Annotated in this window: 26 protein-coding genes; 11 read left to right on the top strand and 15 right to left on the bottom strand. The window is 72.1% G+C overall.

The window, feature by feature from the left end:
- Nucleotides 1-5 precede the first annotated feature (5 nt).
- Nucleotides 6-431, top strand: a complete 426-nt coding sequence (locus tag ABZ794_RS25105; protein ID WP_210785095.1) for a cytochrome c oxidase subunit 4 — start codon at nucleotides 6-8, stop codon at nucleotides 429-431.
- Between the two features lie 116 nt (nucleotides 432-547).
- On the opposite strand, the gene ABZ794_RS25100 is transcribed toward ABZ794_RS25105, so the two are convergent.
- The 4 genes from ABZ794_RS25100 to ABZ794_RS25085 all read right to left on the bottom strand — a co-directional run bounded on the left by ABZ794_RS25100 (nucleotide 548) and on the right by ABZ794_RS25085 (nucleotide 3,473).
- Complete coding sequence (locus ABZ794_RS25100; RefSeq protein ID WP_210785094.1) at nucleotides 548-751, bottom strand: hypothetical protein; 204 nt, start codon at nucleotides 749-751, stop codon at nucleotides 548-550.
- Between the two features lie 155 nt (nucleotides 752-906).
- Entirely contained in the window at nucleotides 907-1,953 is a 1,047-nt protein-coding gene (gene trpD / locus ABZ794_RS25095; RefSeq protein WP_238690601.1) for an anthranilate phosphoribosyltransferase, read from the bottom strand.
- Nucleotides 1,954-2,044: 91 nt separating this feature from the next.
- The gene (locus ABZ794_RS25090; protein WP_091407513.1) at nucleotides 2,045-2,440 is read right to left on the bottom strand and encodes a hypothetical protein; all 396 of its coding nucleotides are present in this window, start codon (nucleotides 2,438-2,440) and stop codon (nucleotides 2,045-2,047) included.
- A gap of 103 nt (nucleotides 2,441-2,543) precedes the next feature.
- Complete coding sequence (locus ABZ794_RS25085) at nucleotides 2,544-3,473, bottom strand: cytochrome c oxidase assembly protein (RefSeq protein ID WP_112676787.1); 930 nt, start codon at nucleotides 3,471-3,473, stop codon at nucleotides 2,544-2,546.
- Nucleotides 3,474-3,572: 99 nt separating this feature from the next.
- Here ABZ794_RS25085 and ABZ794_RS25080 point away from each other — a divergent pair, with 99 nt between their 5' ends.
- The 5 genes from ABZ794_RS25080 (at nucleotide 3,573) to ABZ794_RS25060 (ending at nucleotide 8,745) form a co-directional block, all read left to right on the top strand.
- On the top strand, nucleotides 3,573-4,172 hold the full coding sequence (locus tag ABZ794_RS25080; protein WP_112582810.1) for a heme-copper oxidase subunit III: 600 nt from the start codon (nucleotides 3,573-3,575) through the stop codon (nucleotides 4,170-4,172).
- A 70-nt stretch (nucleotides 4,173-4,242) separates the two neighbouring features.
- Nucleotides 4,243-5,079, top strand: a complete 837-nt coding sequence (locus ABZ794_RS25075; RefSeq protein ID WP_210785092.1) for a cytochrome c — start codon at nucleotides 4,243-4,245, stop codon at nucleotides 5,077-5,079.
- 64 nt (nucleotides 5,080-5,143) lie between these two features.
- A complete protein-coding gene (locus tag ABZ794_RS25070) occupies nucleotides 5,144-6,232 on the top strand; it encodes a Rieske 2Fe-2S domain-containing protein (protein ID WP_210785091.1) in 1,089 nt (362 codons plus the stop codon).
- Nucleotides 6,229-7,860 carry a ubiquinol-cytochrome c reductase cytochrome b subunit gene (locus ABZ794_RS25065; RefSeq protein ID WP_210785090.1) on the top strand — a complete coding sequence of 544 codons (1,632 nt, stop codon included), beginning with the start codon at nucleotides 6,229-6,231 and terminating at the stop codon, nucleotides 7,858-7,860. Before ABZ794_RS25070 ends, ABZ794_RS25065 begins: the two co-directional genes overlap by 4 nt.
- Before the next feature lie 192 nt (nucleotides 7,861-8,052).
- On the top strand, nucleotides 8,053-8,745 hold the full coding sequence (locus ABZ794_RS25060) for a DUF4142 domain-containing protein (protein WP_357517824.1): 693 nt from the start codon (nucleotides 8,053-8,055) through the stop codon (nucleotides 8,743-8,745).
- Between the two features lie 104 nt (nucleotides 8,746-8,849).
- On the opposite strand, the gene ABZ794_RS25055 is transcribed toward ABZ794_RS25060, so the two are convergent.
- From ABZ794_RS25055 to ABZ794_RS25035, 5 genes are all read right to left on the bottom strand, one after another.
- On the bottom strand, nucleotides 8,850-9,137 hold the full coding sequence (locus ABZ794_RS25055; protein WP_074313163.1) for an Lrp/AsnC ligand binding domain-containing protein: 288 nt from the start codon (nucleotides 9,135-9,137) through the stop codon (nucleotides 8,850-8,852).
- Between the two features lie 79 nt (nucleotides 9,138-9,216).
- Nucleotides 9,217-10,086, bottom strand: coding sequence for a sugar phosphate nucleotidyltransferase (locus ABZ794_RS25050; RefSeq protein WP_357517822.1), 870 nt, complete (start codon nucleotides 10,084-10,086; stop codon nucleotides 9,217-9,219).
- Nucleotides 10,083-10,625 (bottom strand): NUDIX domain-containing protein, encoded by a 543-nt coding sequence (locus ABZ794_RS25045; RefSeq protein WP_091407528.1) that lies wholly within the window; start codon nucleotides 10,623-10,625, stop codon nucleotides 10,083-10,085. The genes ABZ794_RS25050 and ABZ794_RS25045 overlap by 4 nt, the downstream gene beginning before the upstream one ends.
- A gap of 53 nt (nucleotides 10,626-10,678) precedes the next feature.
- Nucleotides 10,679-12,472 (bottom strand): HD domain-containing protein, encoded by a 1,794-nt coding sequence (locus ABZ794_RS25040; protein ID WP_357517902.1) that lies wholly within the window; start codon nucleotides 12,470-12,472, stop codon nucleotides 10,679-10,681.
- A gap of 126 nt (nucleotides 12,473-12,598) precedes the next feature.
- Entirely contained in the window at nucleotides 12,599-14,353 is a 1,755-nt protein-coding gene (locus tag ABZ794_RS25035; RefSeq protein ID WP_357517820.1) for a DEDD exonuclease domain-containing protein, read from the bottom strand.
- Nucleotides 14,354-14,480: 127 nt separating this feature from the next.
- Between ABZ794_RS25035 and ABZ794_RS25030 the strand changes: the two genes are divergently transcribed.
- The 5 genes from ABZ794_RS25030 to ABZ794_RS25010 all read left to right on the top strand — a co-directional run bounded on the left by ABZ794_RS25030 (nucleotide 14,481) and on the right by ABZ794_RS25010 (nucleotide 19,686).
- Nucleotides 14,481-15,935, top strand: a complete 1,455-nt coding sequence (locus ABZ794_RS25030) for an NYN domain-containing protein (protein WP_357517818.1) — start codon at nucleotides 14,481-14,483, stop codon at nucleotides 15,933-15,935.
- Between the two features lie 142 nt (nucleotides 15,936-16,077).
- Nucleotides 16,078-16,797, top strand: a complete 720-nt coding sequence (locus ABZ794_RS25025) for a DinB family protein (protein WP_357517816.1) — start codon at nucleotides 16,078-16,080, stop codon at nucleotides 16,795-16,797.
- Nucleotides 16,798-16,984: 187 nt separating this feature from the next.
- The gene (locus tag ABZ794_RS25020; protein ID WP_210785084.1) at nucleotides 16,985-17,203 is read left to right on the top strand and encodes a hypothetical protein; all 219 of its coding nucleotides are present in this window, start codon (nucleotides 16,985-16,987) and stop codon (nucleotides 17,201-17,203) included.
- Nucleotides 17,204-17,305: 102 nt separating this feature from the next.
- The gene (locus ABZ794_RS25015) at nucleotides 17,306-18,565 is read left to right on the top strand and encodes a M48 family metalloprotease (protein ID WP_357517814.1); all 1,260 of its coding nucleotides are present in this window, start codon (nucleotides 17,306-17,308) and stop codon (nucleotides 18,563-18,565) included.
- A complete protein-coding gene (locus tag ABZ794_RS25010) occupies nucleotides 18,562-19,686 on the top strand; it encodes a glycosyltransferase family 4 protein (protein WP_238690603.1) in 1,125 nt (374 codons plus the stop codon). The genes ABZ794_RS25015 and ABZ794_RS25010 overlap by 4 nt, the downstream gene beginning before the upstream one ends.
- Before the next feature lie 13 nt (nucleotides 19,687-19,699).
- Here ABZ794_RS25010 and ABZ794_RS25005 read toward each other — a convergent pair whose 3' ends face one another.
- The 6 genes from ABZ794_RS25005 to ABZ794_RS24980 all read right to left on the bottom strand — a co-directional run bounded on the left by ABZ794_RS25005 (nucleotide 19,700) and on the right by ABZ794_RS24980 (nucleotide 26,157).
- Entirely contained in the window at nucleotides 19,700-20,362 is a 663-nt protein-coding gene (locus ABZ794_RS25005; RefSeq protein ID WP_357517812.1) for a lysophospholipid acyltransferase family protein, read from the bottom strand.
- Nucleotides 20,363-20,380: 18 nt separating this feature from the next.
- Nucleotides 20,381-20,965: a TetR/AcrR family transcriptional regulator gene (locus ABZ794_RS25000; RefSeq protein ID WP_210785080.1), complete on the bottom strand. Its 585-nt coding sequence runs from the start codon at nucleotides 20,963-20,965 to the stop codon at nucleotides 20,381-20,383.
- Between the two features lie 86 nt (nucleotides 20,966-21,051).
- Nucleotides 21,052-22,710 carry a bifunctional diguanylate cyclase/phosphodiesterase gene (locus tag ABZ794_RS24995; RefSeq protein ID WP_357517900.1) on the bottom strand — a complete coding sequence of 553 codons (1,659 nt, stop codon included), beginning with the start codon at nucleotides 22,708-22,710 and terminating at the stop codon, nucleotides 21,052-21,054.
- Nucleotides 22,711-22,789: 79 nt separating this feature from the next.
- Nucleotides 22,790-23,599 carry an SAM-dependent methyltransferase gene (locus tag ABZ794_RS24990; RefSeq protein ID WP_238690694.1) on the bottom strand — a complete coding sequence of 270 codons (810 nt, stop codon included), beginning with the start codon at nucleotides 23,597-23,599 and terminating at the stop codon, nucleotides 22,790-22,792.
- 190 nt (nucleotides 23,600-23,789) lie between these two features.
- Nucleotides 23,790-24,458, bottom strand: a complete 669-nt coding sequence (locus ABZ794_RS24985; RefSeq protein ID WP_030337723.1) for a response regulator transcription factor — start codon at nucleotides 24,456-24,458, stop codon at nucleotides 23,790-23,792.
- Nucleotides 24,459-24,465: 7 nt separating this feature from the next.
- Nucleotides 24,466-26,157 (bottom strand): GAF domain-containing sensor histidine kinase, encoded by a 1,692-nt coding sequence (locus ABZ794_RS24980; protein ID WP_210785077.1) that lies wholly within the window; start codon nucleotides 26,155-26,157, stop codon nucleotides 24,466-24,468.
- Nucleotides 26,158-26,165: the final 8 nt, after the last annotated feature.

The following is a 26,165-nucleotide window of genomic DNA, read 5'->3' as shown; positions in this document are numbered from 1 at the left end:
GCCGCATGAAGACCGAGTGGCGTATCTTCCTGATCATCGCCGGGTTCCTCCTCGGTGCCACCATCCTCTACGGCGCCTGGACGCAGGGGGAGTCGGGCGGCGTCGAGTGGGTCGGCACCATCGCCCTGCTGCTGTCGTTCCTGCTCTGCTCGATGTGCGGTGGTTTCTTCTGGTTCGTCTCCCGCCGCATCGACCTGCGCCCGGAGGACCGCCCGGACGCTGAGATCGCCGACGGCGCCGGTGAGGTCGGCTTCTTCAGCCCGGGCAGCTACTGGCCGTTCGGTCTGGCGCTGGCCGCCGCGATCGCCGCGCTCGGCATGGTGTTCTGGCAGTACTGGCTGATCGGCGCCGGCCTGCTGGCCGTCGTCTTCTCTGCCTGTGGGCTCCTGTTCGAGTACTACAGCGGCACCCGGCGTACCGCCGAGCACTGACCCACCCGGTCGCCGTCGCGACCGACCCGGCACGACCAAGGCCCGTTCCCCGAGTGGGGGAGCGGGCCTTCGGTCATGTTCCACCCCCGCCTCGGGTGGCCCGGGCGGTGCTGTGGTCAGGCAGCGCGGCGGCGGGCGGGCTGGCGGCGGCGGGCGGCCAGCAGGGTGACCGGGAAGGCGAACGTGCCGACCACCACGGCGGCGCCGCAGTCGGTGCAGATCAGCTCTGGACAGTCGGTGCCGTGGCTGTCGACGCAGGGCGGCGCCTCGAACAGCGCCACGCCCTCGCAGACGTCGCAGTAGAGCTCGCGATGCGACACGGGCGTCTCCTCTCGGATACCAGGCGGACCGCCCCCGGATGCGACAGTGACGCACCGACGGCAGCAGAGAACTACTCAGCTGTAGTTTCCCAGACGGGTCCGACAAATCTCCGAGCACGGTCGCCCACTCATCGGCGTCCGCGGCGGTGGTGAGGTCAGGCGGCGCTGGCGGTCTCGATCCAGCGGTCCAGGGTCGCGGCGGCCGCGCCGGAGTCGATCGACTCGGCCGCACGGGCCAGGCCGGCGCGGAGCGCCTCGGTCAGGTCGCCGTCCAGCGGGCCCTGGGTGGCCAGCGCCGCCGCCGCGTTGACCAGCACCGCGTCCCGGACCGGGCCCGTCTCGCCGGCCAGCAGGCGACGGGCCACGCCCGCGTTGTACGCGGCGTCACCGCCCCGCAGGTCGGCGAGGGTGGACCGGGGTACCCCCAGGTCGGTCGCGTCCAGCACGACCTCGCGTACGGTGCCGCCCTGGGCCGCCCAGATCCTGGTCGGCGCGGCGGTGGTGAACTCGTCCAGCCCGTCCTCGCCGCGCATCACGATCGCCGAGTCGCCACGGGCCGCGAACACGCTGGCCATCACCGGGGCCATCCGCAGGTCGAAGCAGCCGACCGCGCCGGCCCGAGGGCGGGCCGGGTTGGTCAGTGGGCCGAGGAAGTTGAAGAAGGTGGGCACGCCCACCTCGCGGCGGACCGGGCCGGCGTGCCGCATCCCAGGGTGGAAGCGGGCCGCGAAGCAGAACCCGATGCCGGCCTCCTCGACACAGCGGGCAACCTGCTCCGGGCCGAGATCCAGCGGGATGCCGAGGAACTCCAGCAGGTCGGCGGTGCCGCACAGGGAGGAGGCGGCCCGGTTGCCGTGCTTCACCACACGAACGCCCGTGCCGGCGACCACCAGCGCCGTCATCGTGGAGATGTTCACCGTGTGGGCGAGGTCACCGCCGGTGCCGACCACGTCGAGCGCGGTGCGGCGCAGCTCCTCGGGGAGCGTCACCGGGACCGCGCGACCGAGCATCGCCTGCACCAGGCCGGCCAGCTCCGCGGGGGTCTCCCCCTTGGCCCGCAGCGCCACGGCGAAGGCGGCGATCTGCGCCGCGCTCGCCGAGCCGGTCATGATCTCGTCCATCGCCCAGGCGGTGTCGGCGGTGGAGAGTTCGTCACCGCGCAGCAGCGCGTTGAGCAGGTGCGGCCAGGTCCGATCGCCCATGGCGGGCCTCCCGAGCATGCGAAGTGCGGGTGGGCTGGAACCGGCGCCGAGGAGATCCGGCGCCGTGGGGGTGCCGGAGGAGCGTGGGACGTCAGGCGGGTGCGTGCGTCCGCAGCAACTCGGCCACCGTGCCGCCGGTGGTCACCGGGTCGAGCGGGTGCACCAGCGTCGCGTCGACCTCGGCGTACGCGGCGAGCCATCGGTCGGCGGCGCGGGCGATCACCAGGCAGGTCGGGGGAGCGTCGTCGCGGTCGTCCTTGACCTGGCGGGCGATGCCGATGCCGCCGCCCGGGCTCGCCTCACCGTCGAGCAGCAGCAGGTCGATCTCGTAGTCGTCGACCAGCCGGATCGTCTCCGCGTAGGTCGACGCCTCGACGAACTCGATCTGCAGACCGGGAGCGGGCCGGGTGCCGACGGCCATCCGCATCCGATCACGGACCTGCGGGTCGTCGCTGTAGAGCAACACGGTGCAAAGACGATCGGTCATGCCGGAACTCCCACCTCGTAGCTGCCCGCAGATCGTACCGGTCGGCGTGACGTAGCCGACATCCCGCCCGGCGTCGCGGGTCGGGGCGTACCGTCCGGGCAGCTCAGGCCGGCGCGGCGTCGGCGGCGCGTTCGCGGGCCTCCTGGCGGTCCAGCTCGCGGTCCACCCGGCGGGCCTCCCGCTCGGACTGCTTGACCCACTGCACCACCAGCACCGCGAGCATGGTCACACTGACGAACTCGCCACCGGCCCAGAGGATGCCGCCGGCGACCACCTGGTCCTGCCACGGGTCGACCCAACCGAGGTTGAGCGACGGGTACCAGTCCCCGCCGAAGAGCGTGCTGCTCTGCATGATGGTGAGGCCGAGCACTGTGTGGAACGGCACGGAGAGCAGCATCAGCAGCGCACGCGCCGGGTACGGCCAGCGGCCGGGCAGCGGGTCGAGGCCGAGCAGCGGCCAGAAGAACACGCAGCCGGTCATGATGAAGTGCGCGTGCACCAGCTCGTGCGCCCAGGCGTGTTCGAGGGTGTAGCGGTACAGGTCACTGAAGTACAGCACGAACGGGTTGACCACGAAGATGGCGAACGCCACCAGCGGGAAGCTGTAGACCCGGGCGACGCGGCTGTGCACGATCGCGAGCAGGCGCTTGCGTGGCCCGACCGGCAGGGTCCGCAGGGCCAGGGTCATCGGCGCGCCCAGCGCCAGGAAGATCGGCGCCACCATGGACAGCACCATGTGCTGGATCATGTGCACGGACAGCAGCGCGGTGTCGTACGCGTGCAGCCCACTGACCGTGACGAGCGCGATGCCGCCCAGGCCGGGGCCGAGGAAGAACACGGTACGGGCGATCGGCCAGCGGTCGCCCCGCAGGCGCAGCCGGTACACCCCGTAGAGGTACAGGCCGGCGGCGAGCACCAGGCCGAGGGCCAGCCAGCTGTCCAGCCGGGTCTCGGTCAGCACCGCGCCGACGGTGAACGGCGGCGGGGCCGAGGTGGCGGCGAAGATCGGATCGACGTGCAGCACGCTTTTCAGGCTAGGCCAGGTGAACCGGACCCTGACGCTCGGGCCACGGAAGGCGCGGGTTTGCCACCCCGCTGATCGGCGGCCCCGGTCAGGGGCAATAATGACGGCGTGACTGCGGCCCCAGCCATTGACAAGAGCCGGATCCACTCTCTGACCCGACCAAACATGGTCAGCGTCGGGACGATCGTGTGGCTCTCCAGCGAACTCATGTTCTTCGCGGCGCTGTTCGCGATGTACTTCTCCATCCGCGCGGCTGCGCCGGAGCAGTGGGAGAAGCACACCGAGGCGCTGAACATCCCGTACGCGACCACCTTCACGGTGATCCTGGTGCTGTCCTCGGTGACGTGCCAGCTCGGCGTCTTCGCGGCGGAGAAGGGTGACGTGCACGCGCTGCGGCGCTGGTTCACCGTCACCTTCGTGATGGGCCTGATCTTCGTCCTCGGCCAGCTGAACGAGTACCGGCACCTGGTCGCCGACGGCATCAAGATCAACGAAGACGGGTACGGGTCGGTGTTCTACCTGACCACCGGCTTCCACGGCCTGCACGTGACCGGTGGTCTGATCGCCTTCATCATCTTCATGGTCCGTACGACCATGGGCCGGTTCACTCCGGCGCAGGCGACGTCGGCGATCGTCGTGTCGTACTACTGGCACTTCGTCGACGTCGTGTGGATCGGGCTGTACGCCATGATCTACTGGCTCCAGTGATCTTGCGCGTCACATTCCGCGCTGCTGCTCCGTCCCCTGAGACAGGTCCAACCGGTTAAGGACACCGCTCATGACTTCTGACAACGACCGCCGACGCGGTCTGCTCGCGCGGTTGCGTGAGCGGCCCGCCGCGCGCAGCAGGGGCCGCCGCCGGCTGGGCGCCGCGGTCCGGCTGATCGCCGCGCTGATGCTCGCCGGTGGCGCGTACACCGTCTTCGCCCCGGGCGCCCAGGCGCAGGACAACCCGCAGCTGACCGGCGCCGCCGCCGAGGGCAAGGCGCTGTTCGACGTGAGCTGCGTGACCTGCCACGGCCGCAACGCCCAGGGTGTCGAGGGCCGCGGGCCGAGCCTGATCGGCGTCGGCGCGGCATCGGTCGAGTTCCAGGTCAGCTCCGGGCGGATGCCGATGGCCCGCCAGGAGGCCCAGGCGCACCGCAAGCCCCCGGTCTTCACCGACGAGCAGACCCGTCAGCTGGCCCAGTACATCCAGGAGCTTGGCGGCGGCCCGGTCGTGCCCGAGGGCGACGACCTCCGCGAGGACGGCAACATCGCCTCCGGCGGTGAGCTGTTCCGGATCAACTGCTCGCAGTGCCACGCGTTCGGTGGTGGCGGCGGTGCGCTCTCCTCGGGCAAGTTCGCCCCGAGCCTGCACCCCGCGACCGACCGCCAGATCTACGCGGCGATGCTGAGTGGCCCGCAGAACATGCCGGTGTTCGGCGACAACCAGCTCCGGCCGGAGCAGAAGGCCGACATCATCGCCTACATCCAGGAGACGCTGAAGCACGACCAGGACCCGGGTGGGTTCAACCTCGGACGGTACGGCCCGTCCACCGAGGGCCTGGCGATCTTCCTGGTTGGCATCGTGGCGCTCGTCTTCGCTAGCCTGTGGATTGCGGGTAAGTCGTGATCGAGCAGGCCATCCGATTCAGTGCTGTGGTGCCGCTCGGCGCCACCCGTAGCGAGGTGACGGCATGAGCACCCACCCCGAGCACCAGGCCCCACAGGGCCCGGAGCCGCTCGACGTGAACGACCCCAAGCTGACCCGGTTCGACATCGTTCGTGAAGGCGCGCGTCGGGACGACATCGAGATCGTCCACTACGAGCCGCAGGTGCTGCCGGGCACCAAGGCGGAGCGTCGGCTGACCCGGGTGGTCGCCGGCTTCTTCCTGATCACCGGCCTGGCCGCGACCGCCTTCCTGGCCATCTACATCTGGTGGCCGTGGCAGTACGAGGCGGGCCGGGGCGGCGACAAGTTCTACACCCCGCTGCTCGGCTTCACCCTCGGCGTGGCGCTGCTCGCCGTCGGCTTCGGCATCCTGACCTGGGGCAAGAAGTTGCTGCCCAAGGAGGTCTCGATCCAGGACCGGCACGAGGGCCAGGTGGACTCCGAAGGCCGCACCATCACCGGCCAGACCATGCTCTACATGGCGGACGAGCTGGGCGTGAAGCGTCGTCCCCTGCTCGGCATCTCGCTGCTGGCCGGTCTCGCGCCGGTCGCCGCGGTCGCCGCGGCGCCGCTGGTCGGCGGCCTGATCTCGCAGCCGCACAAGAACAACCAGATGTTCACCACCGGGTTCGCCACGGCCGAGGGCGGCGAGCGGATCCGCCTGGTCCGCGAGGACGGCCGTCCGGTCCGTCCGGCGGACATCAGCACCGGTGGGCAGCTGACCGTCTTCCCCGGCATCGACCACGGTGTGAGCAACAAGCACGCCGACTCGCCGACGCTGCTGATCCACCTCCGCGACTCGGACGCGCAGGAGTCGCGCCGGGCCAACGAGAAGATCGGCCACGGCGACTACATGTGGGGCAACTACGCGGCGTTCTCCAAGATCTGCACGCACGCGGGATGCCCGGCCAGCCTGTACGAGCAGCAGACCAACCGGCTGCTCTGCCCGTGCCACCAGTCCCAGTTCCTGATCACCGACAACGCCCGGCCAATCTTCGGCCCCGCCAGCCGCCGGCTGCCGCAGCTGCCGATCGAGGTGGACTCCGAGGGCTTCTTCGTGGCGAAGTCCGACTACACCGAGACCGTCGGGCCTGATTTCTGGGAGCGGCCATGAAGCGTCGAAAGTTTGACCTTGCGGCGACGCCGGGCAAGGCCGCGGTGGGAGTGGACGACCGCTTCGCGGTGGCCACCCCGCTGCGCAAGCTGCTGAACAAGGTCTTCCCGGACCACTGGTCCTTCCTGCTCGGCGAGATCGCGCTCTTCTCGTTCGTCGTGCTGCTGCTGACCGGTGTGTTCCTCACCTTCTTCTTCGAGCCGGCGATGACCGAGGTGGTCTACAACGGCAGCTACGCGCCGTTGCAGGGCACCCCGATGTCCGCCGCGTACGCCTCCAGCCTGGACATCTCGTTCGACGTCCGCGGCGGTCTGGTGATGCGGCAGATGCACCACTGGGCGGCGCTGCTGTTCATGGCCGCGATCGTCGTGCACATGCTGCGGGTCTTCTTCACCGGCGCCTTCCGCAAGCCGCGTGAGACCAACTGGATCATCGGTTCGCTGCTGTTCTGGGTCGGCTTCCTGGCCGGCTTCACCGGCTACTCGCTGCCGGACGACGGCCTGTCCGGCACCGGCCTGCGGATCGCTTCGGCGATCATGCTGTCCATCCCGGTGATCGGCTCCTGGGTCACCTCGTCGGTCTTCGCTGGCGAGTTCCCGGGCACGATCATCATCAGCCGGTTCTTCATCGCCCACGTGCTGCTCATCCCGGGTCTGCTGGTCGCGCTGATCAGCGTCCACCTGGGTCTGGTCTTCAAGCAGAAGCACACGCAGTGGCCCGGCCCCGGCCGGACCAACAACAACGTGGTCGGCGAGCGGATGTTCCCGCGGTACGCGCTGAAGCAGGGCGGCTTCTTCATGGTCGTCTTCGGCGTCATCGCGCTGATGGGCGGTCTGTTCCAGATCAACCCGATCTGGTTGTTCGGCCCGTACGAGGCGTGGGTGGTCTCGGCCGCCAGCCAGCCCGACTGGTACGTCATGTTCCTCGACGGGTCGACCCGACTCATGCCGGCCTGGGAAATCAACATCCCGCTCGGCGACGGGTACGTCATCCCGCCGCTGTTCTGGCCGACGGTGGTGCTGCCCGGCATCCTGGTGGGCCTGTCGACGATGTACCCGTTCCTGGAAGCCCGGCACCTCAAGGACCGCAAGAGCCACAACCTGCTCGAGCGTCCCCGGGACGCTCCGGCCCGGACCGCCGTCGGCGCCATGGCCGTCTCGTTCTACATCGTGCTGACGCTCTCCGGCGCCAACGACGTGATCGCGGACAAGTTCCAGATCAGCCTGAACGCGATGACCTGGGCGGGCCGCATCGGCCTGCTGGTGGTCCCGCCGCTGGCGTACTACGTCACCTACCGGCTCTGCCTGGGTCTGCAGCAGCACGACCGGGAGGTCCTCGCGCACGGCGTCGAGACGGGCATCATCCGGCGCATGCCGGACGGCCGGTTCGTCGAGGTGCACCAGCCGCTCAGCGCGTCCAACGGGCACGCGGACGGTCACGGCCAACTCGACTACGTCGGCTGGGTCGTGCCCAAGAAGATGAACCGGCTGGGGGCCCTCGGGCCGGCCATCCGGGGCTTCTTCTACCCGATCGAGAAGCCGGTCGAGGCGCCTGTCTCGCCGGGGCACCCGCCGGTCGAGGCCCGGCCCGAGCGCGAGGAGATCGGCAGCGGCGAGAGCCGCCGCTGACCGCCCAGTCGCACCGTTACGGGGCGCCCGCCGGAATCCGGCGGGCGCTCCGTCGTATCCACACCCCCGACCCATCCGACCAGGAGTCGGACGCCCCTGATGGGACCGGTCGACCCCGCGCGGCGGGCGATCGCAGGAATAACCCCGGTGAGCCGGGTATCCGTGCGGTCCAACGTCTCAAGGGGGGGAAGCATGTTGGGTATCAAACGCCTCGGCCTGTTGGCCGCGCTGGTACTTGTCGGTGTCGCGCCGGCTGCGGCCGCGCAGGCCGCGGCACAGCCGTCAACGCAGGACACCCAGTACCTGCAGGCGGTACACCAGGTCAACCTGTTCGAGATCACCGCTGGTGACCTGGCTCAGCAGAAGGGTCAGGACCAGGGGGTCAAGGACCTGGGCGCGATGCTGAAGACCGACCACACCCAGCTGGACCAGACGGTGCAGCAGACCGCGTCGCAGCTCGGGGTGGAACTGCCGAACGAGCCCAGCGCCGATCAGCAGGCGGTCATCGACCAGCTGAACAACGCCAGCGGCGCGGAGTTCGACCGGCTCTGGGTGACCAGTGAGCTGGCCGGCCACGTCCAGGCCATCCAGGCCACCCAGACGGAGATCTCGCAGGGCTCCGAGCAGTCGGTGGTCCAGCTGGCGCAGACGGCGCTTCCGACGCTGCAGACGCACTACGACGAGTTGGTGGCGCTCGCCAACAAGCTGGGCATCCCGGTCCCGCAGACCAGCGCCAGCGGTACGCCCAGCCCGGGCGGCACCGGCACTGAGTCCCCGGCTCCGGGCGGCACTGTCACCGAGTCGCCGGCTCCGGGCGGCACCGGCACCGAGTCGCCGGCTCCGGGCGGCGGCAGCACCGAGGTACCGGCTCCCAGCGAGAGCTGACGTAGCCACAGCAGACGGCCGGTCCACCCTCGCGGTGGGCCGGCCGCCCTGCGCGCGCCACGCGCCGCCGTGCGGCCGGCACGGCCCCCGAAACGGCGAGCGGGTCAGTCGGCGCTGGCCAGACCGATCGCGAACGCCTCCTCCAGGTCGTGCTGCGAGTACGCCCGGAAGGCGATGTGCGACTCGGTGTTGAGCACTCCCGGGACCTTGGAGATGCTGCCCGCGATGACCTGGGCGATCTGGTCGAACTCGCGGACCCGGACGATGGCGATGAGGTCGACGTGCCCGGCCACCGAGTAGACCTCGCTGACACCGGGAAGGTTGGCCAGGTTCTCCGCCACCTCGGGGATCGCATCGGTGGCGCAGTCGATCAGCACGATCGCGGTGATCACGGGGCATTTCTCCGTTCGTCGGCGTCGTCGCCCATGCTAGATGTTTCGTCCCGGGACCGGAGGCGGGAGCCGCCGGGGCTCAGCCCTGGGCGGGGCAGGGCACTGTCAGGTCGCTCCCGGCCCGGATCACGTTCCGCAGCCGCTCGCCGGCCCGTACTGTCGCGCCCGGCCACACCACTGTGCGGGACACGTCACCGTCCACCCGCGCGCCCGCGCCGACGACCGACTCCACGCAGTGGCCGGTCACCCTCGCGGACTCCGCGACGAGAACGCCGCCGGCCGCGGCGTGCAGGTTGGCCGCCAGGTAGTCGGCCGGGGTGCCGGTGTCGAAGAAGGTGCCCGGGTACGGCACCACGGTCAGGGCGCCAGCCGCCTCGGCCGGACGCCACACGGCGCGAACCAGGTCCGAGAAGACGACCGGCAGGTCCCGGACCAGCCGCCAGGGCAGCAGCGAGAACCCGGTGAAGCAGTGCCCGGCGAAGGTGCCCGGCGCCGCCGGGTCCGCGGCGGGCTGGCCGAGCAGGCGTACGGTGTGCCCGTCCCAGCCGTCGAGCAGGGCGGCCACGTCCGGGCCCGGGGGAGCAGCCGGGTCGGCGAGGTACGCGTCGGCGTTGCCGACCAGCACCGGCCGCCCGTCGATCCAGTCCCGCAGGTTGGCCACCCCGCCCGCGGTGCCCAGCGGGTCGCCCGGCTCCACCGACAGGTGTGCGCGGTCGCCGACGTGCGCCACCACCTGGTCGCCGAGGTAGCAGGCGTTCACCGCGACCCGCCCGGGACCGGTCAGGCCCAGGCCGGCCAGCCGCGCCAACGCCCGATCCAGCAGGGGCACGTTGCCCACCGGACAGAGTGCCTTGGGCAGCCGTTCGGTGAGCGGGCGCAGCCGCGTGCCCTCGCCGGCGGCCAGCACCACAGCGCACAGCTCCGCCGGCACACCGGCCGCGCCGGTCACGGGGTGTCGTCGGGCACCGGCGGCGGGAACTGCCCGGCCAGCGGCCCGATGTCGTAGTAGGCGAGCAGCCGGGCCGTCGGCCAGGTCAGCTTGGGCAGGTCGTCCAGGGGGTGCCAGGCGGCCTCGAAGACCTCCCCGCCGTCGACTGTCAGCTCGGTGCTGGACGCCGGCACCTCGGCCTCGAAGACCATGTCCACCCAGCCCTTGGCGTGCACGATCGCGTTCGGCACCGCCGGACGCAGCCGCGACGGTGGGAGCCGGACGCCGGACTCCTCGAACAGCTCACGGGCCGCGCCCACCACCGGGGCCTCACCCCGGTTGAGCAGGCCGGCGGGGAGTGACCAACCCTTGCCGGGCGGCTGGCGCAGCATGAGCAACCGACCCGCGCCCGTCGCCTCGGTGTCCCGGACCAGGGTCACCGCGCCGACGATGTACTTGGGCACGGCCAACCGGACCAGGCGTCGACGCACCGGCAGCGGCAGCCGATAGAAGGCCTGGTAGAAAAGGGCCCGACCGGTGGCGCGGGAGCGGGGGATCATGACTCCAGGCTAGTGGTCACGAATGTCCCTCGGTCCCGCTGGGGCCCGCCGGGTCACTGTCGATGGTCGACCAGGTCGATGAGCTGGCGGACCACGGTGTCCGGTTCGATCACCCGGTCGAAGACCGCTACCAACAGGGTCTCCAGGTCGGGGTAGCCCAACTCCTCGGAGAGGCGCAGCAGTGGCAGGTCACTGGCGAGGCCCCGGTTGTGTTGGCGTAGGGCGAGCCCGATGGTGGCCCGACCGAGGCGCACCTTGTCGCTGATCGTGATGCCCGGCTCGGTGTGCTCGGCGAACCACCTGTTGATCTGCATCTGCGCGTGCGGCGACTTGACGAAGGTCAGCCACTCCCGCCGGGGGCCGCGCGGTGCCACACCGGCCTCGAAGCCGTTGTCGCCGTCGTTCTCGGTGAAGATCTCCACCACGTCGCCCTCGTCCAGCTCCGAACTGAGCGGGGCCAACCGACCGTTGATGCGTGCGGCGAGGCAGTGGTCGCCGCGGTCGTTGCCCAGCTCGTACGCGAGGTCGACAGGCGTGGCACCGGCTGGCAGCACGACCTGCCGTCCGTCGGCGAAGACCTGGATCTGCCCCTCGGCCAGGTCGCAGCGCAGCGACTCGTAGAACTGTGCCGGGTCGGCGGCGTCCGGCTCCCAGTCGAGCACCCGGCGCAGCCAGTCCAGCTGTTCGGCACGGGCCGCGGCGGTGCTGCTGCCGGAGCGGGGAAAACGGAAGTCGGCGGCGATGCCGTACTCGGCCGCGCGGTGCATCTCCTCGGTGCGGATCAGCACCTCCACTGTGCGGTCCTGAGGGCCGCAGACGCTGGTGTGCAGCGAACGGTAGAGGTTGTTCTTCGGTGAGGCGATGAAGTCCTTGAAACGGCCGGGCATCGGTCGCCAGGTGCCGTGGATCGCGCCCAGCGCGGCGTAACAGTCGGTGGCCGGGCCGTCGACCACCACCACGATGCGGGGCAGGTCGTACGGGGCGGTGTGGCCGCCGGCGATGGTGTCCTTCCAGATCGAGTAGAGGTGCCGGGGACGAGGGCTCACGTCGGCGTCGACCCGGCTGCGGCGCAGCGCCACCCGGGCCCGGGTGACCACCGAGTCGAGGTACGAATCCCAGCCCGGCCGATCGTGCACGTGCCGGGCCAGCCGGGCGTGCTCGTCGGGCTCGAGGTGCAGCAGCACCACGTCGTCCAGCTCGCGCTTGAGGGTCTGGATGCCCAGCCGGTCACAGAGCGGGACCAGCACCTCCTGGGTCTTACGGGCGATCCGTTCCCGCGACGACGCGGAGCGCACCCCGAGCGTCCGCATGTTGTGCAGCCGGTCGGCCAGCTTGATGATCAGCACCCGGACGTCCTTGGCGGCCGCGACGATCATCTTGCGAACCGTCTCCGCCTCGGCGGCCTTGCCGTAGAACGCCTTGTCGAACTTGGTCACCCCGTCGACCAGGTGGGCCACCTCGCCGCCGAAGTCCTCGGAGAGCGCCTGAAGGGTGTAGCGGGTGTCCTCCACGGTGTCGTGCAGCAGCGCCGCGACCAGGGTGATGGTGTCCATCCCCAGCTCGGCGCAGATCTGCGCCACCGCGAGGGGATGGGTGATGTACGGTTCCCCGCTCTTGCGGAACTGCCCGCGGTGCATGTTCTCCGCGATCGTGTAGGCACGGCGCAGCACCGCGGGATCGGTGCCGGCGTGGATGCCCCGATGGGTGCGGACCAGCTGGGTGACCGGGTCCGAGTCGGTGGTCGGCCAACTGAGCAACGACCGCAGCCGGCGGGCGAGCGGCAGCTCACCCGGCTGTGTCGGCAGGGCGCCCCCCAGGGCGGCGCCGTGTCCGGCGTCGACGTCCACGAGGGACACCTCCTCACCCCGGCTCCACATCGCCGGAACCCGGCGGGGGAGCAGGCCCACGAATCGGGCAGGACTGCACTTCTCTAACAGCCTAAGCGAGTCGACGTAGTCCGATCGGTCAGTTGGTCATGAGCGTTCGGTCGAGAGTTGGTGGGACGCGCCGCCCTCGGCCTTCGCCAGCAGGTCACGGAACCGGCCCGCGCCACTCGCCGGAGAGGACCAACCGGAGGACATCTCGACGAGTCGGGTCTCCGGTCGCTCCAACCAGGACAGGATCCGCTCCGACTCCTCGGCGGTGGCGGCCGGCACCGGGCCGTGCCCGCCCGACACCGTCTCGGCGGTGGCCCGGATCGTGGTCAACGTGGGACGCGGGTGCACGCCCGGTGGGGACACCCCCGCGCCGGCCAGTCGGCCGTGCCGGACCAGCGCCAACTCCCAGCCGCCGCGGGCGGCCGGCCGGGCCGCGGCCAACTCGACGATCCCGGTCAGCGCGGCCAGCCGCTGCATCCGCATTGTGGCCCGCAGCACGGCGGCCAGCCGGGACCGCACCACGGCGGCCTCCTCGTAGCGCTGGTCGCGGGAGAGCACGTCGATCCGCGCGAGCAGCGCGTCCACCACCGGCTGCGGATCGCTGGCGGTCGCGGTACGGAAGGGCGCGGCGGCGCTGTCGTCGTACTCCTCGGGGGTGATCTTGTGTTCGCAGGGCGCCGGGCAGCGACCCAGCTCGGCCAGCGCGCAGGCCGGCGTGACGGTGCGCAGCGACAGCCGGTGCGTGCACTGGCGCAGCGGCACCGCATCGTGGAAACCGGCGGCGGCCAGCTCGGCGGCCCGCCGGGAGGTGAACGGCCCGAGGTACGCGGTGTCGGTGGGGGAGAGGTCGCGGACGATCGACAGCCGAGGGTACGGACCGTCGGTCAGCTTGAGCCAGACCATTCGTTCCGGGTATTTGGACCGGCGGTTGTACGGCGGGGCGTGCGCGGCGATCAACCGCAGCTCGCGGATCTCCGCCTCCAACGAGTGGGCGCACTCCACCGCCTCGACCCGCTCGGCCGCGCCCAGCATCTCGGAGATCCGGGCCCGCTTCTCGCCGGCGGTGAAGTAGCTGCGCACCCGGGTGGCGATGTCGACCGAGGTGCCCACGTAGAGCGGCCGGTCGTCGGCGGCCCGGAAGATGTAGACCCCCGGGACCTTGGGCAGCCCCTCGGCCAGGTGCCGTTTGCGACGCTGGGTCGGGGTGACAGCGCGGGCGAACTCGATGGCGTCGCCGACGGTGTCCACCCGGTGCCCGCCGAGCCGGCCGATCAGCCCGTGCAGCACGTCGACGGTGGCCTTCGCGTCGTCCAACGCCCGGTGGGTGGGCTGGGTGGCGGTCCGGAAGTAGGCGGCCAGGGTGCCCAGCTTGCGGTTGGGCACCTCGTCGCGGGTCAGCACCCGGCGGGCGAGCGCCGCCGTGTCCAGGACCCGGGGGTTGGGCCAGCGGTAGCCGTGCTTGGCGCAGGCGGCCTTGAGGAAGCCCACGTCGTACGGGGCGTTGTGGGCCACCAGCACCGCGTCGTCGATGAACTCCAGGAAGCTCGGCAGCACCTGCTCGATCGGTGGCGCCGGCACCAGCATGGCCTGGGTGATGCCGGTCAGCACTGTGATGAACGGCGGAATCGGCTGGCCCGGGTTGACCAGGGTCGCCAGCACCCCCAACCGCTCGCCACCGCGCACCTTTACCGCGCCGATCTCGGTGATGCCGCCGCCGTCCGGCGCGCCCCCGGTGGTCTCCAGGTCGACCACCACGAACGTCGTCGCGTAGAGCGGCAGCGCCGGGTCCACCCCGCCCACCGCCGGGTCGAGACCGGCCAGTGACTCCTGGACGTACTCCGCCTGTGCCATCGGCGGCACGCTAGCGCCCCGGTCCGACACTCCCGTCGCAGCCGTCCCATCCGTCACCATGGGGCTAGGATGAGAGATCGGCTCACTCACCGGGCGGTGGGCCCGGTCGCGGTGGGAGACTTGCCACATGCCCCTCACCGAGCCGTACGACGACCACCTCCCGCAGGAGGACCCGGTCGCACTCGACGGTGCTGTGGGCAACCCGGACGACAACGTAGTCAACGACACATCTGGTGCATCGGACCCGACGACGACGGGCGACGGTCCCGCCGCCGAGCCGGAGCCGACCCTGCCCGAGCCGGTTCGGCAGCGGATCGTGACGCTGACCGCCGCGGTGCTGCCCACCCTCCCCACCGACGAGGTCCCGGTGCCGTTGCGCCGGGTGGCCAAGTTCGCCCCCAACCGGCGCGCCCGGCTCGGCGCGCCGGTCATCGCCGCCCAGCTCACCGCCGACCCGCTGTTCCGGCAGCGGGTCACCGCGCGGGTCCTGGCCGACGCCGGTGACCTCGGTGCGGCAGTGGTCGAGGGCACCGCGCCGGCGGCCGCCGACCCGGTCGAGGTGGCCGCGCTGGCCTACTTGGCCCGGCCCCGTGGCTGGCGGGAGCTGATCGACGCCAGCGGCGCGGCCGTGCGCGCCGAGGCGGACAGCGCCGTCGTCGCCGAGTTGGTCCGCGAGGCCGAGCAGCGGGCCACCCGGGCCGAGCACGACCGCGCGGTGGCCCGGGTCGAGGCCGAGAAGCTCCGCGACGAGTTGGCCCGCGTCCGTGAGGAGCTGGGTCAGCTCCGCGAGGAGTCCCGACAGGTGGCCCGCACCCTGCGGGAGACCCAGGCCCGCGAGCGGAAGGCCACCGAGCTGCTGGCCACCGAGCGCGGCCGGGCCGCCCGCGCCAGCGCCGACGTGGACGCCGAACTCCGCCGCGCCCGGGCCCGGCTGGCCGAGGCCGAGGCCGCTGCCGGGGTGGCCCGGGCCAGCGCCAAGGAGGCGCGCTCGGTCGACGACGCCCGGCTCTGGCTGCTCCTGGAGACCATCGGCCAGGCCGCCGTCGGGCTGCGCCGGGAGCTGGCGCTCGACCCGGTGGACAAACTCCCCGCCGACTTCGTCGCCGACGCGTTCGCCGAGCAGCCGGGCACCGCCCCGGCCGGCCCTGCCGCCCGCGCCCGCGACACCGACGACCCGGCCCGGCTCGACCAGTTGCTCGCCCTGCCCCGGGCGCACCTCGTGGTGGACGGCTACAACGTCACCAAGCGTGGCTTCGGCGAGATGTCTCTGGAGCAGCAGCGCAAACGCCTGATCACCGGGCTGGGCGGGATCGCCGCGCAGACCGGCGACGAGGTCACAGTGGTCTTCGACGGGGCCGAACGGATGCACGGGCTGCCGCCCGCCCCGCGCGGCGTGCGGGTGCTCTTCTCCCGCAAGGGCGAGACCGCCGACGAGCTGATCCGGCGACTGGTCCGCGCCGAGCCGGCGGGCCGGCCGGTGGTGGTCGTCTCGTCGGACCGCGAGGTCGCCGACGGGGTACGCCGGCACGGCGCGTATCCGCTGGGCGCGGACTCGCTGCTGCGGCGGCTCGCCCGCTCCTGACCACAGCGGGCCGACACGTCGACGGGCCGGCTCCCGGCGCTGGTTGGGCGAGCCCGGCGGGCGCGCCACCCGTCGCACTGTGCCTGAACCTGTCCCACCCCGTCGTTAGCATCGCCGCGACCGCCGAGGGATGGGAGCCGCGATGGCACAGGACGACGTCACGGTCTTCGTCGACGAGAACCTGCGGGGTGCGCGGTTCAACCGCTCGACACTGGCCGGTGCGGTGATGCGCGGCGTCGACGTTGATGGCCTGGACATCGACGCGCCGTGGTTGGCCGAAGGCACGCTCGTGGTCAACGGCGTCGATGTCGTGCCGTTGGTCGAGGCCCAGCTCAACCGACGGTTCCCCGGGCGCGATCTCCGGCTGGCCAAGGACCCGGACGACCTGCGCGAGGGGTGGGCGGCGATCGAAGGAGCCTGGGCGGCGGCGGTCGACCGGGCTGTGTCCATGCCCGAGGGTGCGGTCGACGTCTCGATCGACGGTGAGTGGTCGTTCGCGCAGACGCTGCGTCATCTCGTGTTCGCCGCGGACGCGTGGTTGGGCAAGGCGATCCTGCGCCTGCCCCAGCCGTTCCACCCGCTCGGTCAGTCGCACGTCGAGTACGAGACCGACGGCTTCGACATGTCGGTCTTCGCCACCGAGCAGCCGACCTTCGAGGCGGTCCTCCAGGTGCGGGCCGAGCGACAGGCCATGGTGCGCGACTTCCTCGCGACTGTCACGCCGGAGTTGCTCGCCGAGCCTCGGCCGAGCGCCTGGTGGCCCGAGCACATCGTGTCCGTCCTGCACTGCCTTCACGTGATCTTCGGCGAGGAGTGGCAGCACCTCCGCTTCGCATTGCGTGACCTCGACGCACAGGGCTGAGACCTCGCCAGCGACGGCCAGCCGGGTGGGATACCCCGATATCGCTGATCTGGAGTGGATCCAGCCCTGAAACGGGCGGTCGGACGGGGTTCCTGTCGTACCCGGTGGTTAGTGTCGATGTCACCGACGGTGCTCGGCCGGCGACGGCAGGAGTCGCCCGGGTGCCGCGAGCCGATCAGGAGGGTTGATGCTCATCGACTGCGACGGGTGCGCGAAGCGGGCCGACGGCTGTTCCGGCTGCCCACTGACCGCCCTGTTCGACGAGACGTCCCCGGCGGCCGGGTTGGTCGCCGCCGAGGTCGAGGCCATCGAGGTGTTCGCCCGGGCCGGCTTCGACGTCGAGGTGCTGGTCGCGCCCGCGCGCCCGGAGGCGGCTCGCCGTCGCGCCACCCGCCGCGTCGCCTGAGCGCGACACCGCGCCCGGAAGCGGGCTTTTCGCGGGCCATAGGATGAGCGGTCACGGCGGGAGGAGCGGCGCGATGAACGGGGAACAACGGGTGGTGACGCGGTGACCCCGCGCGGCTGGGCGCTGCTGACCCTGGCCGGGCTGACCCTCGCGCTGGTCGTGCTGGCCGCGCTGCTCATCCCGTGGCACCGCCCGCCGGCACCCCGGGCCGACCAGCTCGCCGCGCTGGGCGACCTGCCGTCCGAGCAGGTCGCCAAGGGGCGGGAGTTCCGGGCCGCGCTGCGTCCCGGTGGCTATGCCGCGCTCGCCGTTGGGCTGCTGATCGCCCTCGCGCTCGGGTTGACCCCGCTGGGCAGTCGCCTGGTCGAGCTGGTGGGCCGGCCGTTCGGTGGGCACTGGGCAGCGCAGGCTGTGCTCGGCGGGCTGGCGGTGGTGCTCGTCGCGGACCTGGTGACGCTCCCGTTCGCCGCCTGGCGGCAGAGCGTGCTCACCCGCTACGGGTTGAGCACCAACGGCTGGAGCGGCTGGGCGGTCGACCTGCTCAAGTCGTACGCCGTCAGCGCGGTGATCGGCGCGGTGGCGCTGTTCGGCTTCTACGCGGTCATCCGGCTCGCGCCACGCTGGTGGTGGGCGTTCGGTGCGGCCGGCGCCGCGGTGCTTGTGGTGCTGCTGTCGTTCGTGCTGCCGGTGCTGGTGGAGCCGGTGTTCAACCGGTTCACCCCGATGCAGCAGGGCCCGTTGCGCACCGAGCTGATGAGCATGGCCGCCCGCGACGGGGTGCCGGTGCGCGACGTGCTGGTCGCCGACGCCTCCCGGCGTACCAGGGCGGTCAACGCGTACGTCTCCGGTCTCGGGCCGACCCGACGGGTGGTCGTCTACGACACGCTGCTGCGCGAGGCGACCCCGGCCGAGGTGACCGCCGTCGTGGCGCACGAGTTGGGGCACGCGAAGGACTCCGACGTGGCGGCCGGCACGCTGACCGGGGCGTTGGGCGCCGCGGCCGCCGTGGTGGCGCTCTACCTGCTCGGCTCGTGGGGGCCACTGTTGCGGCTGGCCGGTGTCGACTCGGTGGCCCAACCGCGCGCGTTCCCGCTGCTGGTCGCCCTGGTCACGGTGGCCGGGCTGGTTGCCGCTCCGGTGCAGGCGCTGATGTCCCGACGGGTGGAGGCGCGGGCCGACGCGCACGCGCTCGCGCTCACCAACGACCCGGAGTCCTTCGAGTCGATGCAGCGTCGGCTCGGCTCGGTCAACCTCGGCGACCCCGACCCGCCCCGCTGGGAATACCTCTACTCGGCCTCACATCCGTCCACGGTGGAGCGGATGGCCGCCGCCCGCGCGTACGCCCGGGAGGTCGGCCGATGAGCCGCACCCTGCTGATCACCAATGACTTTCCGCCCCGCCCGGGTGGGATCCAGTCGTTCGTGCACAACCTCGCGGTCCGTCAACCGGCGGGTTCGGTGGTCGTCTACGCGTCGAGCTGGCGCGGGGCCGCCAAGTTCGACGCCGACCAGCCGTTCGAGGTGATCCGGGAGCGTACCCGGGTGTTGTTGCCCACCCCGTTGATCGCCCGCAGGGCGGCCCGGTTGGCTCGCGCGTACGACTGCGACACGGTGTGGTTCGGCGCGGCGGCCCCGCTGGGCCTTCTCGCGGCCGGCCTGCGGCGGCGGGCCGGCATCCACCGGGTGGTGGCGCAGACCCATGGCCACGAGATCGGTTGGGCGGCGGTGCCGGCCGCCCGGCCGGCGCTGCGGCGCATCGGTCGGGGTGTGGACGTGACCACCTATCTCGGCGAGTACACCCGCAGCCGGTTGGCCCGGGTGCTGGACGGGGTGACCGAGTTGCGCCGCCTCGCGCCGGGGGTCGACGTGGACACCTACCACCCGAGCGTGGACGGTGAACAGGTCCGGGCCCGGCTCGGGTTGACCGACCGACCGGTGGTCGTCTGCGTGTCCCGGCTGGTGCCGCGCAAGGGTCAGGACACCCTGATCCGGGCCCTGCCGGAGATCCGGCGCCGGGTGCCCGACGCGGCGCTGCTGATCGTCGGTGGCGGGCCGTACCGGGCGACCCTGGAGAAGCTGGCCCGCCAGACCGGTGTGGAACGGGACGTGGTGTTCACCGGCACGGTGCCGTCGGTCGAGTTGCCGGCGCACTACGCGGCCGGTGACGTCTACGCGATGCCGTGCCGCACCCGAAACCGTGGCCTCGACGTCGAAGGGCTGGGCATCGTCTACCTGGAGGCATCCGCGACCGGCCTGCCGGTGGTGGCCGGTGACTCCGGGGGCGCACCGGACGCGGTCCGGGAGGGGGAGACCGGCTACGTCGTGCGCGGTCGGGACGTCGCCCAGCTCGCCGACCGGGTCGCCCGGCTGCTCGCCGACCGGGACTTGGCCCGTCAGCTGGGAGCGGCTGGCCGGGCGTGGGTGGAACGGGAGTGGCGCTGGGAGGCGCAGGCGGAACGCATGACGGCACTGCTGGCCGGCTGATCGCCGCCCGCGTTCAGCTCTCCCGGGCGGGCGCGTAGTGCGGCACGTACTCCTGGCCGGTGAGCTGCTGAATCGCCGCCATCACCTCGTCGGTGACAGTCCGGATGTCACGTGGCCCGTTGATCCGCTCGGCGACCGGGATCGGCGGGCCGAACCGCAGGGTGATCGGGTGTCGACGGGGCAGCCGCGCGTCGACCGGCAGCACCTCGGCGGTGCCGAGCACGCCGACCGGGATGATCGGCACCTCGGCGTCGCGGGCCAGCCGGGTCATCCCGACGCGACCCCGGTAGAGCCGCCCGTCCGGGGAGCGGGTGCCCTCCGGGTAGACGGCGACCAGGCCACCGGCGCGCAGCACCGGGATGGCGGCGTCGAGGGCGCGCAGGGCGGCCCGGCCGTCGGCGCGGTCGACCGGGATGGCGCCCATGCCAGCGACGATCCGCCGGTTCAGCCAGCCGCCCGGACCCCGGCCGTTGAAGTACTCGACCTTCGCCCAGAAGGTGACGTGTCGGGGCGTCGAGGTGACGAGGAACAGCTCGTCGGCGACGGACAGGTGATTGCCGGCGAGGATCGCGCCGCCGTGTCGGGGCAGATGCTCCAGCCCTTCCACCCGGGGCTGCCAGCCAAACCGCAGCGCGGCGCCGACGGTCAGCTTGGTGACGTCGTACAGCAGGGGCACGTGTCCTCCGGGGTCGTTTCAGGCGGGCGCCGGGCCGAGGTGGGCGTCCAACGCGGCGCGCAGCAGGGCATCGTCGTCGGTGGCGCCGGTGGCCAGCGGGAGGCTGCCCCAGGCCCAGAGTTGGGCGATGCCGTGCAGGTTCGCCCACAGCGCGCCGGCCAGCACCGCCGCGGGCGCGTCGGTGGGCCGGCGCGCCTGCGCCACCAGGTCGGCCAGGACGGCGAACAGCGGCAGGCTCGTTTCGCGCAGCCGCAGCCGGCCGCTGTCCAGCAGGTCGTGGCGGAACATCAGCTCGAACATGCCGCGGTGGGCCGCCGCGAAGTCCAGGTACGTCCGGGCCAGCGCGGTCAATCGGGTACGGGGGTCCGGATCGACGTCGCGCAACGTTCGCTCGACCTGGGCGGTGAGGTCGGCGAAGCCCTCCCGGGCGATGGCGGAGAGCAGGTCGACGTGGGTGGGGAAGTAGCGGCGCGGTGCGCCGTGCGAGACCCCGGCACGCCGGGCGATCTCCCGCAGCGACACCGCCGACTGGCCCTCACGCAGCACCAGGTCCACTCCGGCGGCCACCAACCGCGCTCGCAGCCCCGTCTCGTCCGCGCCCATAGACACTGTCTACCAGCCGCCGTAGACGCTGTCTACTTCCGGTGTCGGTGGACGTCCGTCGGGGTGGGTGGTCGGGCCGGGGAGGTTCAGCGGATGCGGGCCAGGATGCGATCGGCGGGGGCCGGGCGGCCGAAGTGCCAGCCCTGGGCTGCGTCGCAGCCGATCGCGCGTAGCCGCTCGGCCTGCCCGGCGGTCTCCACCCCTTCGGCGGTGACGGTCAGGTCCAGTGCGTGCGCCAGCGAAACCAGGGAGGCGAGGATCCGCTCGTCGGTGCGGCCGACGGAGGGCGAGCGCAGGCCGGCCACGAATTCCCCAGCCACCTTCAGTTCGGTCACCGGCAGGTCCCGCAGGTACGCCAGATTGCTGTAGCCGGTGCCGAAGTCGTCGATGGCGATGCGTACCCCGAGGTCGGCGAGGACCCGCAGGGCGCGGACCGGCTCCTCCGCGGTGCTCATCATCGTGCTCTCGGTGATCTCCAGTTGGAGCCGCTCCGGTGGCAGGCCGGTCTGCCGCAGCAGCGCGCGGACCTCCTGCACCAACCCGGGCCGGTGCACCTGCCGTACCGCCAGGTTGACGCTGACGAAGGGCGCGGCGGCACCCCCGGCCGACCACGCCTCGGCCTCGCGGCACGCCTCGGCCAACACCCAACCGCCCAGCTGGATGATCAGGCCGGTCTCCTCGGCCAATCCGATGAAGCTGTCCGGGCGGAGCACCCCCAACTCGGGGTGCCGCCAGCGGACCAGCGCCTCCACGCCGACCAGGCTGCCGTCGCGCAGTGAGGTCAGCGGCTGGTAGTCGAGGTAGAACTCGCCCCGCTCCAACGCGGCCGGGATGGCCGCGGAGAGCGCGTAGCGGGCCAGTTCACGTTGGTTGCGCTCGGCGTCGTAGAGCGCCCAGCGCGCCCCACCGGCGGACTTCGCCCAGTGCAGGGTGCTGTCGGCGGCCCGCATCAGGTCCGTCGGGTTGGCCCCGGCTACCTGGCGCTCGACGATGCCGATGCTCGCCGAGATTTGCAGCTCGTGCCCGTCGACCAGCGCCGGTGTGCGTACCGCGGCGAGCGCGGTCTCGGCGACCGCCACCATGTCGTCGGTGCCGGCGGTGCATTCCACCAGGATGACGAACTCGTCGCCACCGAGCCGGGCCACCAGGTGCTCACCCATGGCCTTGCGCAGCCGTTCGGCCACAGTGGCCAGCAGCAGGTCACCGATCTGGTGCCCCAGCGTGTCGTTGACCACCTTGAAGCGGTCCAGGTCCAGGAAGCACACCCCGACCCGCTGCGCGCCCCGGCCCGGCTCGTTGAGCGCCGCGGCGAGCCGCTCGGTGAACAGTGTCCGGTTGGGCAGGCCGGTGAGCGGGTCGTGGGTGGCCTGATGCCGGAACCGGGCCTCGCTGGCCCGCAGCGCCTGCTCGGCCTGGGTGCGGGCCCGCATGGCGGCGCGGCGGATCGACTCCTGCTCGTCGAGCGTCCGGTCGCGCAGCGCGCGGGCGTAGCCGGTCGCCACGGCCGCCAGCAGCCGGGCCATCCGGTCCTCGACCTCCTCGGCCACCAGGCCCAGGTCGCGCACCAGGCGGAGCTGGATGACCTCGACGGTACGACCCAGCCCCTCGGCGGAGGCGATGTGCGCGGCGACGAGCTCGGCGCCGACCCGGTGCCCGGCACGCAGGTCGAACGGCTCGGTGAGCAACGCCCCGGCCAGTTGCCCGGTGAGCCGGTCCAGCAGGGACTCCAACTGGGCCTGGGTCATCGGTAGGTAGCTGGTGCCGGAGACCGCCTTCGCCCAGGCCCGGGCGAACGTCCCCGGGTAGGGGTTCGCCCCGGGCGACTCAGTCACCGAGGCGCCCGACGCCGCCCATGAAGACCGCGCGCTCGGCGTCCTCCGCGCTCTCCGGAGTGTCCGGTCGCCACTCGGGCACCCAGACCACGCCGGGGTCGAGCAGCTCGAAACCGTCGAAGAGCGCGGTCAGCTCGGCGCGGCTGCGTATCCACAGCGGATTGTCGGTGCGCCGGTAGACCCGCTCCGCCTCGGCGCGTTCGTCCTCGCTGCGCCCGTCGTCGCTGGCCTGCGACAGCACCAGGTAGCTGCCGGGCGCCAACGCGTCCCGCAGCGTCCGCAGCAGCTCCGCCGGCCGGTCGTCGTCGGAGACGAAGTGCAGGACGGCCACTACCATCACGGCCACCGGTTGGCTCAGGTCGAGCAGCTTGCGGACGTCCGGATGGGCCAGGATCGCCTCCGGGTTGCGCAGGTCCTCCTGCACGACCGCGGCCTGCTCGTTGCCGGCGAGGATCTCGCGGCTGTGCGCCACCGCCACCGGGTCGACGTCCACATAGACCACTCGCGACCGCGGGTCGAGCTGCTGGGCGATCTCGTGCACGTTGCCGACGGTCGGGATCCCCGAACCGATGTCCAGGAACTGCCGGATCCCGGCGTCGGCGAGGTGGTGCACGGCCCGGCGCAGGAACGCCCGGTTGGCCTGGGCCATCAACGGCGCCTCGGGCACCGCGGCGACCATCGCCTGCGCCGCGGCCCGGTCGGCGGCGAAGTTGTGTGAGCCGCCGAGGTAGTAGTCGTACATCCGCGCGACGCTCGGGCGCTCGATGTCGATGGTGTCGGGTGCCCAGTCCGGCCGCTGCATGCGTTTCACCCCTCGAATCCGCGATGCGAGCATCGTCGCCCGCGCGGGTATTGTGCACCCGCCACGCACGCCAGACCATAGCGCGCCGAAGGTTGCCTGCCGACGTCGGTCGATGCGCGACGGTCCGCGCCGGGGAGAAGCTGGCGCGGACCGTCGGTCGCGTCGTCCCGCTCGACGAGCGGAAGACAGGTCAGAACTTCGGCGCGTCCGGTGCCTCGAGCAGGCCGAGCCGGAGTGCGGTCATCAGGGCCTGAGCCCGGTTGGCCGCGCCGAGCTTCTCGTAGAGCTTCGAGATGTGCGTCTTCGCCGTGGACTCGCTGACGAACAGCTGCTTGGCGATGCCCGCCACGCTCATCCCGTCCGCGAGCAGCCGCAGCACCTGCCCCTCCCGGGGAGACAACTGCGGACCGGACGGGGCGAGCCGGCGCTTCATCGCCTCGGCCAGGTCGGCCGCTGTGAACGCGCTGGGGGAGGAGGCGGCGTGCCGTGCGGCGGCCACCACCTCGTCGGCCGGGGCGGTCTTCGGCACGAAGGCGCTCGCGCCGGCCTCCAGGGCGCCGAAGAGCTGGTCGTCGCCGGCGTACATGGTCAGCACCACGATGCCCATCGACGCGCTGGACTTACGCAGTGCGCGGGTGGCCTCCAGGCCGCTGCCGTCGGGCAGCCGCAGATCCATGATCACCACGTCCGGCTGCAAGGCGCCGGCCTGGCGTACCCCCTCCGCCGCCGTGGCCGCCTCACCGACGACCTCGAACTGGCGGTCGCGCTCGAAGGCGTGCCGCAAACCCTTGCGAATCAGATCATGATCGTCGACAAGGAGGACCTTGGTACGGGTGGCCGGTATCGGACTTGTGGTCATCCTCGGGTTACTCCCCTTCTGGTGCTGCGCTGCCGCGCACGTTATCGCGCCGGGCCGAGGTGCCGAGAACCACCGCCACGGTCGTGCCGCTGGGTTGCCGCGGCCTGATCTCCAACCGGCCCCGGATACGTTCCGCCCTCTCGGCCATGATCGCAAGACCGTACCGCCCGTCCGGGCGCTGGTCAGCCATCCCCTGACCGTCATCCGACACTTCTATTTGCGCATACGGGGGGTCGACCTCACACGTGACCCACAAATTCGACGCCCCGGCGTGCTTGCGCGCGTTGGTCACCGCCTCCTGCGCGATGCGCAGCAACTCGGCTTCGGTGGCGGCCGGCAGCCGGGCGGTGGACTCGTCCAGCGAGAGGTGCACCCGCAGCCCGCCGGACGCGCCCACGGTGCGCGCGTACTCGGCGATCGCCGCGGCCAACCCACCCTGCCGGTCCACCTCGCTGCGCAGCTCGAAGAGGCTCAGCCGCAGCTCCTGGATCACCCGGGTCACCTCGCCGCGCAGCGTACGGAGGGCCTCGGCGGTCTCGTCGGCGTCGTCGAAGACGGTGGCCAGGGCGTTGTCGATGCCGTAGCCGACCATCACCAGCTCCTGGGCCACCCCGTCGTGGATCTCCCGGGCCAGTCGCTGCCGCTCCTCGTTGGTGGCCAGCGAGCGCACCTCGTCGAAGAGCAGCGCCGCCTCCAGCCGCAGCGCGGCCGGGCGGGTCAGCGCTGTCACCCGGGACACCACCGGCGGCGGGTACGCGTGCGCGGCGTCGGCCTCCAGCACCACCAGCCCCACCGTGCGCACCCCAGCGACCAGCGGAATGATCAGCGCGGACACGTCGCCGCCGCGGTGCGAGCGGGACTGCGACCGGGCGGCCGTGGTGGCCTGCTGGGTGGCCCAGGCGTCGGCGATCGCCGAGTCCGCGTCCAGCGTCGTCTCCCAGTCCACCCGGTCGACGCCGGCCTGGGCGAGCACCACGAGGCGACCTCCGCCGCTGGCCGAGAGCACCGCGCCCCGGTCCGCGCGGGCCACCGTCCGCAGCTCCTCCAGCAGGTGCTCGGAGATGCCGCCCGGGTCCAGGGTCGCCCCGGGCAGCTGCCGGGCCACTGTCCGCAGTTGGGTCAGCAGCCGGGTGGCCTCGGCGTACGGCTGCGGTTTGCCCTCACCGCGGACCGCCATCACCCGGTGCAGCGTGCCGGCGGCGTAGAGCCCCAGCGCCGCCAGGATCAGCCACTGCGCGCAGACCGCGAGGTAACCCAGCTGGCCGAGCTGGAGGGTACCGTCGACCCGGGTCAGCGCGCCGCTGAGCAGCAGGGTGGCGGCGGTGACCACGAGCAGCGCGGCGCCCTCCGGGAAGCGGCGGCGCAGCGCGGTGACGGTCACCGGGACCGCCAGGTAGGGCAGCACCGCCGAGGCGCCCAGGCCGTCGACAGTGCCGCCGATGGACGCCACAGCTGCGACGTGGCTCGCGGCCAGCCCCAGCACCACCACCTCGGCCACCCGGCTCAGCGGGCCGACCAGCCGGTGCTGAGGTGCCAGCAGCGACGGCAGCCCGGCCACCGCCAGCAGCGCGATCCACCACAGCTGGGTCACGTCGCGGGTGGCGAACAGCGTCAGGATGGCGATCAGCGCCAGCATCACCACGCGGGCGGCCGCGGCGAGGGGATGCGGGTGCGGGACGGTGGCTGTGGATGCGGGCACGTGACGGA

The sequence above is a fragment of the Micromonospora sp. NPDC047187 genome, from assembly GCF_040643355.1.
Taxonomy (GTDB): domain Bacteria; phylum Actinomycetota; class Actinomycetes; order Mycobacteriales; family Micromonosporaceae; genus Micromonospora; species Micromonospora salmantinae.
The sequence above is the reverse complement of the archived record's forward strand: the minus strand, read 5'-3'. Positions and strand labels throughout refer to the sequence as shown.